The organism is Variovorax paradoxus B4, assembly GCF_000463015.1.
Classification (GTDB): Bacteria; Pseudomonadota; Gammaproteobacteria; order Burkholderiales; family Burkholderiaceae_C; genus Variovorax; species Variovorax paradoxus_E.
Genome location: NC_022234.1, coordinates 147,894 through 162,021 on the forward strand (window position 1 = coordinate 147,894; position 14,128 = coordinate 162,021).

Below are 14,128 nucleotides of genomic sequence, written 5' to 3' on the forward strand. Positions count from 1 at the left end.
ACAGCAAGGGGACACACATGGGCATCGCATTGGGCATCGTCGGCTACGGCGAAGTGGGAGGCATCTTCGGCCGCGGCCTGCTGCACAAGGAAGGCATCGAGACGGTCTGGGCCTGGGACCTGAAATTCGCCGACTCCGACGGCGGCGCGGCTGCAAGGGCTGCCGCCGAAGCCGACGGCCTGCGCGTTGCCTCGGGCATGCAGGCCCTGTGCGCCGCCGCCGATCTGCTGATCTCGGCCGTGACCGCATCCAGCACCTTCGCGGTGGCCGAGGAGGCGGCGCGGCATGCGCGAGTGGGCATGCGCTTTCTCGATCTCAATTCGGCCTCGCCCGGCACCAAGCAGCGGGCCGGCGCCGTGCTCGAAGCCGCCGGCGTCGGCTATGTGGAAGCCGGCGTGATGACCTCGGTGCCGCCCTACGGCATCCGCGTGCCCATGCTGCTGGGCGGCGCCCAGGCCGAGGCACTGGCGGCCACGCTGTGCGCATGGGGCATGGACGCACGCGCCGTGAGCGAGCGGCTCGGCGTGGCGTCGGCCATCAAGATGAGCCGCAGCATCATGATCAAGGGACTGGAGGCGCTGGTCATCGAAAGCTACACCACGGCGCGGCGCTACGGCGTGGAGGCACATGTGCTGCCCACGCTCGCGGAGACCTTCCCGCAGATCGACTGGGAGCGGCAGGGCGCCTACTTCTTCAGCCGCGTCGTGCAGCATGGCAAGCGGCGCGCGGAAGAAATGCGCGAAGCAGCGCAGACCGTTCGCGAGACCGGCTTCGAGCCGTTCATGGCGGCGGCCATTGCAGACAAGCAGGACTGGGTCGCCCAACAGGCACGCACCGGCCTCTTCGACGGACTGGACGGCAAGAGCCCGTGGCAGGACTACGCCGACCGCCTGATCGGCGCAGGGCAGGGCGGCGAAAAATGACGGCGCCGACGATCCAGGGCCTCTGCTCGATGGCGACCCGGGGCTTGCTGGATGAGCTTGTGGCCGCCCATGCGCAACGCACCGGTGTGCCGGCCGCCTTCCTGGCGATTGGCGGTGTCGAGGCTGCGCGGCGCGTGTCCACGGGCGAGCCCTTCGACGTGGTGGTGCTGGCCTCGGACGCGATCGACAAGCTCGTCGCACAGGGCAGGCTCGATGCCGCCGGCAAGGTCGACCTGGTGCATTCGGGCGTGGCCGTGGCGGTGCCTGCGGGCGCGGTGCATCCCGATATTTCCACCGAAGACGCGCTGCGCAGCGCGGTCCGGGCTGCGTCCGGCATCGCGTACTCGACCGGACCGAGCGGTGTCGCCTTGATGGCATTGTTCGAGCGCTGGGGCATGGCCGACGAGATCCGCGACCGCCTGGTGCAGGCGCCGCCCGGCGTGCCGGTCGGCTCGCTGCTCGCACGCGGCGATGCCGCCCTGGGGTTCCAGCAATGGAGCGAGCTGATCGGCATCGAAGGCATCGATCTGATCGGTCCCTTGCCGCCGGAGGTTCAGATCACCACGGTCTTTTCCGCCGCGCCGGTTGTCGGCTGTGCCCAGCCGGCCGCAGTGCGCGCGCTGCTCGAATTCATGCGTTCGGCGGACAGCGCCGACGCCAAGCGCCGGCATGGCATGGCGCCGGCCTGAGGCGTGTTCGGCGGTGGCTCATCAGCCGCGCCCCTGGATCATCTTCCACCCGTTCCCCGATGGATCGCGAAAGCCCGCGTCCACGGTGCCGTAGCGATCCACCGGCTCCTGCGTGAACTCCACTCCCAGCGCAAGCAACCGGGCGTAGGCGGCGCGGCAGTCGTCGACCGTCAGAACGAGCGGCGGCATCGCGCCCTTGGCCACGATGGCGCGCACGGCCTGCGCCGTGGCCGCATCGAGCACCGGCGGCCCGGGCGTGAACAGGCCGAGCTGGAACGACGGCTGGTCCGGGTGCTGCACCGTGAGCCAGCGGTAGTCCCCGTTTCCCACGTCCGTGTGGACGCGGAAACCGAGCTTCTCGACATAAAACGCAAGCGCTTCGTCTTGGTCGTGCACGTACAGACCGACGACTTCAATGCCCTGATTCATGGGATCTCCTGTTGTTGTTCGGGCCCGTTTGTACCGTCTGCCGCCAGGCGCCGCTTCTCCGAAACTGCGATCGTGAGGCCGGGCCGATGCGCGGCGCTGACGATGCAGACGGGTACGCGGCCGAGCTCGTGCGGCGTCGCTTTCGCGCGCGAGCGGACCGCGCTCGGGCTGTCGCCCGTGATGTCGCGGAAAGTGCGCCCGAAGGTGCCCAGGCTGGCCCACCCCGTCTCGAAGGCGATGTCGGTGATGGGCAGATCGCTGTCGCGCAGCAGTGCCATCGCCCGTTCGATGCGCCGCGTGAGCAGGTACCGATGCGGCGGGATGCCGAAGGCCTGTTTGAACGATCGCGCGAAGTGGGCCTCCGACACGCCGCTCACCTGCGCCAGCCGCCCGACGGGCCACTCCTCGTGCGATGCGGCGTCCATCCGGTCTTTGGCGCGCAGCAGCCGCCGCAGCAGCGAGGGATCCTGATTGATCGAGTGGATGGCCATCGCAAAATTATCGGGGACGCGCCGTGCAGCGGCCGGAGGCGCTATCCTGCCGGGGATCGTAACAGGCGTTCGTATCTGTCCAATTCAGGAGACCCAAGATGATCAGCAAGAACACGATTTGTCTTTGGTATGACGGCACCGCCTTGGATGCCGCCAAGTTCTACGCCGAGACCTTCCCGGACAGCGCGGTGGGCGCCGTCCATCGCGCGCCCGGCGACTATCCCTCGGGGAAAGAGGGCGATGTCCTGACGGTCGAGTTCACGGTGATGGGCATTCCTTGTCTCGGCCTGAACGGAGGCCCGGCGTTCAGGCACGACGAGGCTTTCTCGTTCCAGGTCGCGACCGACGACCAGGCCGAAACGGACCGCTTGTGGAATGCGATTGTCGATAACGGCGGCCAGGAAAGCGCGTGCGGCTGGTGCAAGGACAAGTGGGGACTGTCGTGGCAGATCACACCACGCGCCCTGACGGCCGCGATCACCGATCCCGATCGAGCGGTCGCGAAGCGCGCGTTCGAAGCCATGATGGAGATGAGAAGGATCGACATCGCTGCGATCGATGCGGCTCGGCGCGGCTGAGGAGGCGGCCAGAACCGGACCTTCACCGTGCGGTCAAATCCAGTCCTGTGAGGCCCTGGACTAACGAGCAAGGTTTCCTTTTCTAGCAAGGGAAGTGCTATGGATTTCGCGTCGCTGCTGGGGCGGCAGTTGAAGGACGACGAGGTTGTCGAAGTGTTGGAGGTGCAGGACATGCAAGTCGTCTACGACTTCGACCGAACACACGAGAACCTGGAGGATGTTTATTGGGCTGCAGCACAAGCGTCCGGTTTTCAACTCCGATTCGACCAAAACCAGAAACTAGACGTTGTGTTTCTCTATATCGCGGCCAGCGAGGGTTTTAGGCCTATCGCGCGTGACGAAGCGGGCGTCCCCTTATATGAGAGCTTCGATGAGGCGAAGCAGGGCTTCACGCGGGAGGGAATTTCTTTCAGGGAAAGCCCTGGGGAGAAGTGGTGGGTCAAAGGCGATTTTGGGTCCAACACACGGCACTACGAGTTTCGGGACGACGCGCTGTTTCGTGTCACGTTGAGCACGCAAGCGGCATAGGCTGCGCCAATGGCGATGTCTCGATTGGCGTCTGCCAGGGTGCGCATTTCACGAAGACCTTTTCCACTTCATCCATTTCGCTCAACGGTCTGGCGGTTGTGAGTTCGAGGTCATGGTCTTTCCTGGGACCCCATTGCTCGGTTCGGAGCAGTGGACCGACTTTCCAGACTTCGTAGGCATCCCCACGGAGCAGGCGGCCGGCCTCAATGCGAAGCTGGGGGGGGTGGGAGGCGGAGCATCTCGCTTCTCATCTCGAGACCGCAACGCACTTGATGCCGCGCTCTCTCGGGCGGTTCTGCCTGCATTGAACAGGCACGCACTTCCCTACTTGGCCAAGTTCCAATCAGTCAAAGACATGTTCCGGCGCTGGAACACCCCCAATGGGCGACCCTGCTCGTCGGTCTGCCGCAGGCGGTGAAACAACACGACGGCGATTGAGCGTCGGCTTTGGAGAAAGCCGAATGTCGCCTTCGGGCCCGAAGCTCAGATGAGCGCGACAGGCTACAGTCGGCCGAGGCTGTGTGGAAACGCCCTCGTCGCGCCAGTATGCCGAACTCTCGTGCTGTTGATGCCTTGTGGGCCTCGATGGACAGCCAGTAGGCGGGCTGTCGAGAATGACTGCGTTTGATGTGCGCTGAAGCACCGCATGTCGGTAAGGCTGCATTTGAGAGGCTCACGCCCCCACCAGCTGCATCGCCTTCATCGTCTTCGCGATCCCCAGGATTCGCATCACCCGCTTGAGGTTATGTGCCAGCACGTGCAGGCTCATCTCGGTGCTGACGTGCGCCAGCGTCTTCGTCAGGAAGTGGGTGGACCCCATCCAGTGTTTCAGCGTACCGAACACGTGCTCCACAGTGCGTCGTCGCAAGGTCATGGCGTCAAGTTTCCTGTCCAGCCGCCGCTGGACGCGCTCCAGAACCTCTTCGTGTTCCCATCGACGGATGCGCCGGTAGTCGCTGGTCGTGCACTCATCTTTCATGGAGCAACGAGGGCAAGCGCTGGTCCAGTAGACGCGTGCGTTGAGGCCATTCCCCTCTATCGTGTTGAACCGATAGATGGCGCGCTCGCCTGCTGGACACTGGTACTGGTCATCCTTGGCGATGTAGATGAAGTCGCTCTTGTCGAAGCGCCCCTGGGCCTTGGCGCCCGAGGTCATCGGCTTGGGCACGAAGGTTGTGATGCCAACGTCTTCACAGGCCTTGAGCTCAGTGCCGTTGAAGTACCCGCGGTCAGCGAAGACGCGCAGCCTGCTTTTACCCATCGCCTCGCGCGCGGCCTGCGCCATCTTGCTCAGTTGGGCTCGGTCATTGCCGATGTTCGTTACCTCGTGGGCCATGATCAGATGGTGCTTGGCATCGACGGCCGCCTGCACGTTGTAGCCCACCAGGCCCGAGCCCTTGGCCTGCGAATTCATCGAGCGTGAATCGGGATCGGTGGTGGAGCGCTGGCCGTCGGGCTCGTGCTTCAGTTGCTCCTTGGTCTCGTCGAGCTGGCGCATCTGTTCGCGCAACCTCTTGATCTTGTCCTGCAGCCGCTCGGTCTTGGCCTCGACCTCCGCGGGCTGCGTGCGGTCGGCGGTTTCCAGCGCGTCGAGGTAGCGTTGAATGCTCTGCTCGATCTGCCGCTGGCGCGCATCGATCTTGGCCGGCGTGACGTTGCGATCCCGGCTGTTGACCGCCTTGAACTTGCTGCCATCGATGGCCACGATGGCCTGCGTGAACAGCTTGAGCTCCCGGCACATGCCCACGAAGCGTTTGCAGACGTTGCGGATACCCGCGCCGTTGTCGTGACGGAAGTCGGCAATGGTCTTGAAGTCCGGCGCCAGCCTGCCGGTGAGCCACATCAACTCGACGTTGCGCTGGGCCTCGCGCTCCAGACGCCGGCTGGACTGGATGCGGTTCAGGTAGCCGTAGATGTAGAGCTTGAGCAGCACCGCCGGGTGGTACGCAGGCCGACCGGTGGCAGCGGGGTCTGCGCCTTTGAAGCCGAGTGCCTGAAGATCCAGTTCCTCGACGAAGGCGTCGACCACTCGCACCGGGTTGTCTTCGCCGATATAGTCATCAAGACATTCCGGCAACAACGCGACCTGCTGTCGGTCTTCGCCTTCGATGAATCGCTTCATGCGCCACCTCGCTCTGACGGGTCGGCAGATTTTATTTGGAGCGAAGCGATCAACGAAGTGTTTTCACACAACCTCGGCCGGGTGCTGCCTTCACATTCACAACGAGCGGGCATACATCCAAAGCATCACCGCTGCCGCAAGCCGGCCCACATATCTGTCGACGAAGGCCGCAAGCACGAGGTACGCCATCATTGTGCAGGAGACGACTGCGCCCATTGGTGATGTGAACCACTTTGAGAACAGTAGCAACGCCAAGCCTGCCGCCGATAGCAATGCCGGAGGCCACTATGGCGACTCTCGCAATGCCCACAGTGCAACTGCCGAGAGGGGTGCGATCGGGCCACGCGTCCCGAATCCCCATAGGCCCGTAGCCTTCCCAGTCCGCCGCAGAGCATTTCGCGGTTTCCTCCTTAGAGGCTTGTCCAACACCTGCCCTCAGGCCGTTGTCGTGCGCGGGCTCGTGGTGTTGCACGGGCAGGTGTCGGACAACCCTTAACCATAGCGGACCCCGACCGCCCCCTATGGCGGACATCGCAAGAGCTATACGCCGGACATCACCGTCACATCGCCAGTGCGCCACACGTTGTCCACGGTTGAACGTTGGATGACCCAGGTTCCCTCGTGCCGCACGAGTTCGACGTCGTAGCGGTTCTTCATGAGATAGTGGCGCGAGTGGTCCTTGCGTGGCACATGTTGCGCTTCAACCATCGCCTCCAGCTTTGCCGTATCCCCGTCGATGGTCACCCGCGGGTTGCTGACAGAGTGCGTGGTGTCTAGTTGAGCGAGCGATGTCAGGAGCGCGCTGACGATGGTCTCCCGTCCCGTGAGAACCGGATAGTCGAACCCTGCTCTTGCCGCCGCGAGCCTGAAGTCGGAGACCGAGTCCAGCGCCAACGACGCTGTCAGAAGTTCTTTGTCGCGGAGATCGATGCCGGCTGCGAATCGATAGAGCGCTTCCGCCACGGCAACCTTGTCCGCGACGTCCCCTACGGTGCATTCTCGTTGGGTATTGTGATTGTTCATGTCGAACTCCTTGAAGTTTGTGTTTTCCAGAATTGACCCGAGTAAGTCTCCTCAGGTCGCCGCGACGCTGTTGCCCGCGGAGATGGAGTGATGTCACGCCGCGTGCAAGGCGAAACGTAGTCGGTTCGGCGGCCTAGGGTCGGGGCCTTCATGTTGGAACGTCCGTGATGCGAGTGTCGGCGATGGTCACCGCAAAGCCCGCCCCGAAGTGCCTCGCCGGCACTTGGAAACCCGGTCGTACGTCGCCGAGCAGCATGCGCCGTGCCGCCTCAGCCGCAGCCATGGGTGTGAACGAGTACCCGTTCACCGTGTCGAGCAGCGAACTCACCGACTCGCCGTCGACACCGGTAACGACCACCGATGCTTGGTAGCGGTTGGCGTCGCGCTGTTCGGCGCTGGGACCGTCAGGCAGGGTGGAATGGTCGGCTGTGGGGAAGGCAGCGCCGGACACGTGCACGAAAGTCTCGATGTTTGGTGTGCCACTGGCGCGCCAGATCGTCACCAGGTCGGGCAAGGTCACCGGGAAGCAATCGACCATTCCCTTGCCGAAGTCGAATTGCCGGATGTCCCGCGGATCGCGCGGCACCAGCACTCCGTCGACCCGCGCCAGGCATTCGGGGGTGAGGTTCTGCGCGGCGCTGGTCGCAGAGCCGCGCGACATGCTGCCCGATACATGCAGCGCGATGCTCACCTTGCCCGGCCTCGTCACACGCTTCATGGCGTGTTCCGCCAGACAGCCCAGCATCGCCACGCTGCCCCCACCACCGGGCACGAGCATCACCCCTGCGAGAACGGCCTCTTCATGGAGTGCCTCGGCCAACCGGTAGCTGTCCATCTCGGCGGCGATGTCGAGGTAATGGGCGCCGCAGCGAATCGCGCCTCGCATCAGCGGCTCTGCTGTGCGCATGAAGGGGCCTGCGCAATTCAGGAGCACGTTCACGCCCGCCAGCCGAGCAGCCACGGTTGCCGCGTCGTCGAGCGGGAACACGCGGTAAGGCAAGCCCGACTCCGAGGCGAGTTTGGCAAGAACCTGTTCCTCGCGTCCGGCGAGGATCGTCTCGAGGCCGAGCGCCTTCGCCTGCGCCACCGCCATGCGCCCGTTGTAGCCCGCAGCGCCGTAGATCATGAGCGTGTTCGTCATGCGTGGTGCTGCCAGCTCTTGTAGACGAACTCGAGGCTGTAGCCGTCGAGGTCCAGCACATTGGCGGCGTAGTAGCGTGGGTCGTAGTGCAGGCGGGCCGCTGGGGCACCGTTGTCCGTCGCTCCGGCGGCCATTGCGGCCGCGTACGCCGCATCGACAGCGTCCTTGCTGGATGCCACGAAGCCGACGTGCGTCGAGCTCCCGTCGGACCTACCTTCGCGCAGCCAGAAGAACATTCGGCCGTCGGCGCCGAATCCCTTGAGGTCGGGATGTCCGGGTGGTCCTTGCCTGCCGTCGTAGTCCAGACGATTGACGATGCCCAGCGGCGACAAGGCGGCTGTGTAGAACACGACGGAGCGGGCGACGTCCCGCACGGACAGAAATACGTGGTCGAGCATGGCGGCGTCCTTCGCTCAGATGTTGTAGCCGCCGGCCACTTCGATGTTCTGCGCGTTGACCCAGCCGCTGTCGGCGGACAGCAGGTTGACCACGACACGGCTGACATCCTCGGGCTCGCCGATCCGGCCGAGCGCGGTCTGCCCCGCGAGCATCGCCACCCACTCCGGGTTCTGGTCCAGCGCCTCGCTGGTCATGTCGGTGCGGATCGGGCCTGGCGCGACCGAGTTCGCACGGATGCGACGCGGGGCGAATTCTTTGGCCATGTAGCGGGTCAGCACTTCGAGACCTCCCTTGAACGAAGCGTACGGCGCCACGCCCGGGGTGGCCACACGGCTGGTCGCACTCGCCATGTTGACGATGCTCGCGCCGTCGGCCATCAATGGCAGAAGCGCCTGCGTGAGGAAGAACGGGCCCTTGAGATGGACGTTCAGCAATCCGTCGAATTCTGCTTCGGTGACTGTCTCGATCGGATTGAACAGGCCGTAGCCGGCGTTGTTGACGAGACCATCGAACCGGTCGCGGCCCCATGTCGCGCTGAGCGCTTTGGCTACATCGGCGCGAAAGGCCGCAAAGGTACCGACCTTGCTCACGTCCAGTCCGATGGCCACGGCCTTGCCGCCTTCGGCCTCGACGGCGCGCACGATCTTGTCGGCGCCCGAGGGATTGCTGTTGTAGGTGAGGATGACGCCCATGCCGTGCTGGGCGGCCTGGACTGCGGTGCTGGCGCCGATGCCTCGACTGGCGCCGGTGATGATGACGATGCCCATGTGTTTCTCCGTTGAGTTCGCGATGGATGGACGTTAGGGCGCAGGGCGCATCCGGGCCTGCCTTTTCCGACCTCGAACCTGCCTGATCCTGCTTTTCGTCTTGCGGGTCACGCGAAAATCCGGTCTGATCGACCGCATGAAAACTCAACTCGAAGAATTGCGCGCGCTGGCGTCCCGGGCAGAGAATCGGTTGACCGAAACGGGCATTCCCCGTGTTGCGATGGTCCAAGGCAAGATTCCGGAGCACGAGTTGAATGCCGTCTACGAGCCCATGGTCAACCTGATCCTGAGGGGCAGCAAGTCGATGGCGATCGGCGACACGACATTGCACTACGACCCCGCCACTTACTTCGTCATGTCGGTCGGGCTGCCTGCGGCGGGTGTCGTCAACCCATCTGCGTCTGGAGAGCCGTACTTGGCGGTCGCGCTCCTGCTGGACTCTGCAGTGATCTCGACCCTGCTTTCCGACTTGCCTGAATCTGCCGACAGCGAGGCGCGGCCTGTCGGGTTCTCGGTCGCTGCGGTCACCAGCGAACTGATGGACGCGTGGGTGCGCATGCTTCGGCTCATGGAGCGGCCAGGGGACATTGCTGCGCTGGCGCCAGCGTACGAACGCGAGATCCTCTACCGGGTGCTCCAGGGGCCTCACGGGCGCATGCTGCGCGACATCGCTACACCGGATTCCGCCATGTCACGCGTCAATCTGGCGATCGAGCTGATTCGTCGCGACTTTGCAGAACCATTGCGCGTGGAATTCCTGGCCGACAAGGCTGCGATGAGCACCTCGGCATTCCATCGGCACTTCAAGGCCGTGACATCTCTGAGCCCGCTGCAGTACCAGAAGCGGGTCCGGCTGCTGCAGGCGCGAACTCTGCTGATTTCGAAAGGCAGTAGCGTTACATCCGCCGCGCTCGAGGTTGGCTACGAAAGTGCCACGCAGTTCAGTCGCGAGTACGCCAGGGAGTTCGGGCTGCCTCCCGGGCGGGATTCATCGCGCTTGCAGACTGGTCTTCGCGGATGATTTCTACTCTCTCCAATGCTTGGACGGACTCAGCGCCGAAGGTCGGGGGGGGCAGCTGACCCTGGGCGGCCGAGTGGCACCCGGTCAGAACGGGCGCAATGAACACCGGCACGACGGCGTGGCGAATTAGTGTCTTCAGTCCGAGGGCCGGACGGCGGTCCCGCCGACGAAGCTGTGTAGGGCAACTTCGCCCCCCAGATATCGGGAGCGGATATCCCAGCTCGCTGTTGAGCGCGGACGCTCAGGGGCGTGATTTGGAGAGGCGTAGTGAATGTCCGCAGTGGACCGACAGCGACTACAAGTTCACGTCGAGTGGCCCGGAGAACCGCAAGATAGAGAGTGCTAGCTCTGGGTGCGACGATGCCCAGAGGTCATCGAAGAGTATCCACGCATGGTGGTTGAATCCATCGTCAAGTCGCAACTCGACATGGTGCTCGCTGCCTTGAACGCTTACGGGCCGTCGCTCCCGCGTGTCCAACCAATGAACTTTTTCGCGCAGGTCATGCTCCGAAAGACTTCCTGTGTGAATGGCGTTGTAGTTCTCGGCGGCTGTGTTGGGCGACACCTCCGCCAGGCGGCGGAGCAATGAAGCGGCGTTTAGGTCGGGGTTGCTGCGAGCGACTCGCCAGCCAGTCGATCTCGAGCGGATGCACAACGTCGGGAGAGACTCCCGCCAGCCAAGCGACCAGTTCCGGCAACCGCACCCCGGGTGGGTCAAATTTCGGCCGGCGCCAACAATCAGGAGGGCCGGCCCGTTGATGTGCTCCACCGGGATGGACGTCCTGGCCGCGTGGTCGGCGTCCTCCAATGGAACAAGGTAGCAGTCGAACTTGCTCGGTTTGATGACGGTGGACGATGGCCTGCGCCATGGGTCGCAAGAGAGGGTGTCTGCGTACGGGATCTCTTTGCCGCTCAGCGTCCATGCGCCGTGACAACTCGGCGGGTAAGCCGGCCACACGATGCCGCTGGGGAGATAGGCGACAACCGCGCGAATGCTGAGGAAGGTCGCACTGAGCAGCAATGCCAGCCCTCCGCCTCGCGAGACACCCACAACCGCCAGGTGCTTTGCCGAGACACCGGGTTGTGCCGACATCCATTCCAGCGCGTGCCGAAGTACTCGATCGGAATGCGGTCGAGCGTGGGCGGCAATCCTTCGGCGGCGAAGTACGCCAGCGCCAGTGCCGCATACCCGCGGGAGGCCAGCAAGGCCGCTATCTCATGAGACCAGCCCAAACCGCCGTTGGAAGCTTCAACCATAAGTACCGCCCGATGCAGGCCCGGCTGCTCGAGCTCGAACATTCGGTCGACGAGTCCATCGACCTTGATGTCCCGCGATACGACGGACGGTCCGAGGAAGACACGTGTGACGGCGTGGAAGATGGGCGGTGTGCCTTCTTCCCCCTGGGCAGTGCGTTGCGGTGAAGGTGGCGCTGGACAGCAGAACGACATTATTGAAGCCACTCCAGAGCTTCGGGGTGACTCGAGTGCCGGCTTGAAGCTCCAGGACGCGAACCACAAGGGTCTCGTCGACGAGACATGTCTTGGGCAGTGTGTCGAACTTCATGATCCGGGTTGGCACCCTCCAGCCTCACACCTTCGACAGGCGCCGCCGCGCCTTGACCGCCGAAGCCAGACCTTCGAGCACCGGCACCGTCTGGGCAAAGCCGATGCAGGCGTCGGTGATCGAGACACCGTGCTTCAGCGGGACGCCTGGCTTCAGGTCCTGCCGTCCTTCCTCGAGTTGGCTCTCGATCATGATGCCTGTGATGCGCCGCTCGCCGGCCGCGATCTGCGCCGCCACGTCTTCGGCGACCACGATCTGCCGCTGATGCTGCTTGCTGCTGTTGCCGTGCGAGACGTCGACCATGACCTGGGGCCGCAGGCCGTTCGCGAGCAGCGCCTCGCAGCTGGCCGCGATATCCGCGGCCGAATAGTTGGGTGCCTTGCCACCGCGCAGGATCACATGGCAGTCGTCGTTGCCGCGAGTCTCGAAAATTGCCGCCATGCCCATCTTGGTCATGCCCATGAAGGCATGCGGCGCACGGGCCGCGAGGATGGCGTCGGCCGCAACCTTGACGCCCCCATCCGTGCCGTTCTTGAACCCGACGGGGCAGCTCAGGCCCGAGGCCAGCTGCCGATGGCTTTGGCTTTCGGTGGTGCGAGCCCCGATGGCACCCCAGGCGATCAGGTCGGCAATGAACTGGGGGCTCAACAGGTCGAGGAACTCGGTGCCGGTCGGCAGGCCCAGAGTGGTCAGCTCGAGCAGCAGGCGCCGCGCGCGCTCCAGCCCTTCGTTGATCGCGAAGCTGCCGTCCAGGTGCGGGTCATTGATGTAGCCTTTCCAGCCCACGGTGGTGCGCGGCTTCTCGAAGTAGGCACGCATCACGATCAGCAGGTCGTCCTGCAGGGAATCGGCAACGGTCTTCAGACGCTGTGCGTATTCAATGGCCTGGTCGTGGTCGTGGATGGAGCATGGGCCGACCACCACGACCAGCCGGTCGTCGCGACCGTGCAGCACGTCGGCGATCGCCGCACGGCTGCCTTCGACCAGCGCCAGCGTGTTGTCGCGCACGGGCACGCGTTCCTGCAGCAAGGCAGGGGTGATGAGCGGGCGAACGGCGCCGATGCGCACGTCGTCGATCCGGGTGGTGTCGAGCGTGCTGTCGCGGGAGCCGATTTCGGCGTCGTGGAGGGGGTCGTCGAGGCGGGGCATGGTCGTGGCAGGCTGTGATTTCGAACGGAGTTTCTTCGATTGTCCTCTCGAAGGCGCCCCCGGCCGACACGCGTTCGACGCATGCGCTTGTGGCAGAGCCGGAGATATGCAACCACCGCGCCGGCGGGCAATGGAAGCAAGCGGCGACGTGGGAACGGGGAGTCCCCACGCAGCTTCAACCTTTGGGTAGCAACTGGGGGTTGTAGACCGCCTCCCACAGGTGCCCGTCCGGGTCCATGAAGTAGCCGGCGTATCCACCGTAGAAAGTGTCCGCCGCAGTTTTCACCACGGTGGCACCGGCCCTCGTGGCTTGCTGCATCACCGCGTCCACGTCGGCCTTCGACGCGACGTTGTGCCCGAGGGTGAATTCAAGCGGCCCGCCTGCGCGCAGCGCGAGGCCGGCATCGGCGGCGATGCTCGAGCGCGGCCACACGGCGAGTTTGAGCCCGTCCTGCAGGTCGAAGAAGGCGACGGCGCCGTTTTCGAACTCCTGGCCCACGATGCCGACGGTAGGCAGGCCGAGCCCGTCGCGATAGAAAGCGACGGCTCTCTCCAGATCCTCGACGCCAAGGGTGATGACGGTGATTCTTGGTTGCATGAAGGTCTCCAAGAAACGATGTTGCCCGGATCAGGCTGCACGCCCGAGTTCAGCGCGAAATGGAAATGCCCGCAGCGCCTCGCACGTCGCAGCGGCAGGAATGGGTCATGCCGAAGGGCCACCGTATGCCTCTCGAAGTACATGCTGATCAGCCTCGCTCGCAGCCGGATGTAGGCCGTTCACTCGCCCGCAACTGGCCGCGCGACCGCTCCATAATCAGGTGGGCCGCCTCGCTCGCGCCGACGAGCGCCGAATCGATGACCAGGCGGCTCGTGGTCCAGGTCTCGTATTCGTGGCGCATAACCGCTTCCCACGTCGGCGGAATGAGGCCCGGAATGTCGGTCGTCCGGCTCTCCACGCGCCTGCGGTGTTCGGCCTGGTCAGAGCACACGATTTCAACCTCGAGCAAGCCCGAGGATGTGCCCGTTGCCACCGCGCGCCATGCTTCGCGGGTGACCGGGAGTGGATTGACGCAATCGGCGACCACTGACATGCCAAGCGCGAGGATGGATCCGGCAAGCTCGCAGGCAACGACGTAGCCTGCGGGGCCAACCTCCTCGAGGGAGCTCGATTTCATGAGCGCCTGCTCGATGGTGTCGATGCGCAGATAGGTGCAGGGCGAACGGGCAACGAGTTCGCGCGCAATGGTGGTCTTGCCGGTGCCCGGCAGCCCGCCGAGAACAATCAGCACCGGGTTCGCCATGCG

17 protein-coding genes are annotated in these 14,128 nt (G+C 64.4%); 6 read left to right on the forward strand and 11 right to left on the reverse strand.

Annotated features, from left to right (window positions below; translation table 11 throughout):
- Nucleotides 1-17: 17 nt before the first annotated feature.
- Nucleotides 18-923, forward strand: coding sequence for a DUF1932 domain-containing protein (locus tag VAPA_RS27825; protein WP_021003547.1), 906 nt, complete (start codon nt 18-20; stop codon nt 921-923).
- Nucleotides 920-1,612 (forward strand): substrate-binding domain-containing protein, encoded by a 693-nt coding sequence (locus VAPA_RS27830; protein ID WP_021003548.1) that lies wholly within the window; start codon nt 920-922, stop codon nt 1,610-1,612. Before VAPA_RS27825 ends, VAPA_RS27830 begins: the two co-directional genes overlap by 4 nt.
- A gap of 21 nt (nt 1,613-1,633) precedes the next feature.
- On the opposite strand, the gene VAPA_RS27835 is transcribed toward VAPA_RS27830, so the two are convergent.
- A complete protein-coding gene (locus VAPA_RS27835) occupies nt 1,634-2,041 on the reverse strand; it encodes a VOC family protein (protein ID WP_021003549.1) in 408 nt (135 codons plus the stop codon).
- Complete coding sequence (locus tag VAPA_RS27840; protein ID WP_021003550.1) at nt 2,038-2,532, reverse strand: helix-turn-helix transcriptional regulator; 495 nt, start codon at nt 2,530-2,532, stop codon at nt 2,038-2,040. Before VAPA_RS27840 ends, VAPA_RS27835 begins: the two co-directional genes overlap by 4 nt.
- Nucleotides 2,533-2,630: 98 nt before the next feature.
- Between VAPA_RS27840 and VAPA_RS27845 the strand changes: the two genes are divergently transcribed.
- On the forward strand, nt 2,631-3,110 hold the full coding sequence (locus VAPA_RS27845; RefSeq protein WP_021003551.1) for a VOC family protein: 480 nt from the start codon (nt 2,631-2,633) through the stop codon (nt 3,108-3,110).
- A 99-nt stretch (nt 3,111-3,209) separates the two neighbouring features.
- Nucleotides 3,210-3,638, forward strand: a complete 429-nt coding sequence (locus tag VAPA_RS27850; RefSeq protein ID WP_021003552.1) for a hypothetical protein — start codon at nt 3,210-3,212, stop codon at nt 3,636-3,638.
- 673 nt (nt 3,639-4,311) lie between these two features.
- On the opposite strand, the gene VAPA_RS27855 is transcribed toward VAPA_RS27850, so the two are convergent.
- From VAPA_RS27855 to VAPA_RS27875, 5 genes are all read right to left on the reverse strand, one after another.
- Nucleotides 4,312-5,760: an IS1182 family transposase gene (locus VAPA_RS27855; protein ID WP_021003553.1), complete on the reverse strand. Its 1,449-nt coding sequence runs from the start codon at nt 5,758-5,760 to the stop codon at nt 4,312-4,314.
- Nucleotides 5,761-6,300: 540 nt separating this feature from the next.
- Nucleotides 6,301-6,783: a nuclear transport factor 2 family protein gene (locus VAPA_RS27860; protein ID WP_021003554.1), complete on the reverse strand. Its 483-nt coding sequence runs from the start codon at nt 6,781-6,783 to the stop codon at nt 6,301-6,303.
- A 148-nt stretch (nt 6,784-6,931) separates the two neighbouring features.
- Nucleotides 6,932-7,924, reverse strand: a complete 993-nt coding sequence (locus VAPA_RS27865; protein ID WP_021003555.1) for a saccharopine dehydrogenase NADP-binding domain-containing protein — start codon at nt 7,922-7,924, stop codon at nt 6,932-6,934.
- Entirely contained in the window at nt 7,921-8,322 is a 402-nt protein-coding gene (locus tag VAPA_RS27870; RefSeq protein ID WP_021003556.1) for a VOC family protein, read from the reverse strand. Before VAPA_RS27870 ends, VAPA_RS27865 begins: the two co-directional genes overlap by 4 nt.
- Nucleotides 8,323-8,337: 15 nt before the next feature.
- Nucleotides 8,338-9,090 carry an SDR family NAD(P)-dependent oxidoreductase gene (locus VAPA_RS27875; protein WP_021003557.1) on the reverse strand — a complete coding sequence of 251 codons (753 nt, stop codon included), beginning with the start codon at nt 9,088-9,090 and terminating at the stop codon, nt 8,338-8,340.
- A gap of 136 nt (nt 9,091-9,226) precedes the next feature.
- On the opposite strand from VAPA_RS27875, the gene VAPA_RS27880 reads away from it, so the two are divergent.
- Nucleotides 9,227-10,111: an AraC family transcriptional regulator gene (locus VAPA_RS27880; protein ID WP_021003558.1), complete on the forward strand. Its 885-nt coding sequence runs from the start codon at nt 9,227-9,229 to the stop codon at nt 10,109-10,111.
- A 295-nt stretch (nt 10,112-10,406) separates the two neighbouring features.
- Here VAPA_RS27880 and VAPA_RS35635 read toward each other — a convergent pair whose 3' ends face one another.
- Nucleotides 10,407-11,261: an acyl-CoA thioester hydrolase/BAAT C-terminal domain-containing protein gene (locus tag VAPA_RS35635; RefSeq protein WP_413470493.1), complete on the reverse strand. Its 855-nt coding sequence runs from the start codon at nt 11,259-11,261 to the stop codon at nt 10,407-10,409.
- A gap of 119 nt (nt 11,262-11,380) precedes the next feature.
- Between VAPA_RS35635 and VAPA_RS34615 the strand changes: the two genes are divergently transcribed.
- A complete protein-coding gene (locus VAPA_RS34615) occupies nt 11,381-11,533 on the forward strand; it encodes a hypothetical protein (RefSeq protein ID WP_155248130.1) in 153 nt (50 codons plus the stop codon).
- Between the two features lie 166 nt (nt 11,534-11,699).
- Here the strand turns inward: VAPA_RS34615 and VAPA_RS27890 are convergent, their stop codons facing one another.
- The 3 genes from VAPA_RS27890 to VAPA_RS27900 form a co-directional block, all read right to left on the reverse strand.
- Nucleotides 11,700-12,824, reverse strand: coding sequence for a 3-deoxy-7-phosphoheptulonate synthase (locus tag VAPA_RS27890; protein WP_021003559.1), 1,125 nt, complete (start codon nt 12,822-12,824; stop codon nt 11,700-11,702).
- Between the two features lie 175 nt (nt 12,825-12,999).
- Nucleotides 13,000-13,422, reverse strand: coding sequence for a VOC family protein (locus tag VAPA_RS27895; RefSeq protein ID WP_021003560.1), 423 nt, complete (start codon nt 13,420-13,422; stop codon nt 13,000-13,002).
- Nucleotides 13,423-13,570: 148 nt separating this feature from the next.
- The gene (locus VAPA_RS27900) at nt 13,571-14,125 is read right to left on the reverse strand and encodes a P-loop nucleotide/nucleoside kinase family protein (protein WP_329604104.1); all 555 of its coding nucleotides are present in this window, start codon (nt 14,123-14,125) and stop codon (nt 13,571-13,573) included.
- Nucleotides 14,126-14,128: the final 3 nt, after the last annotated feature.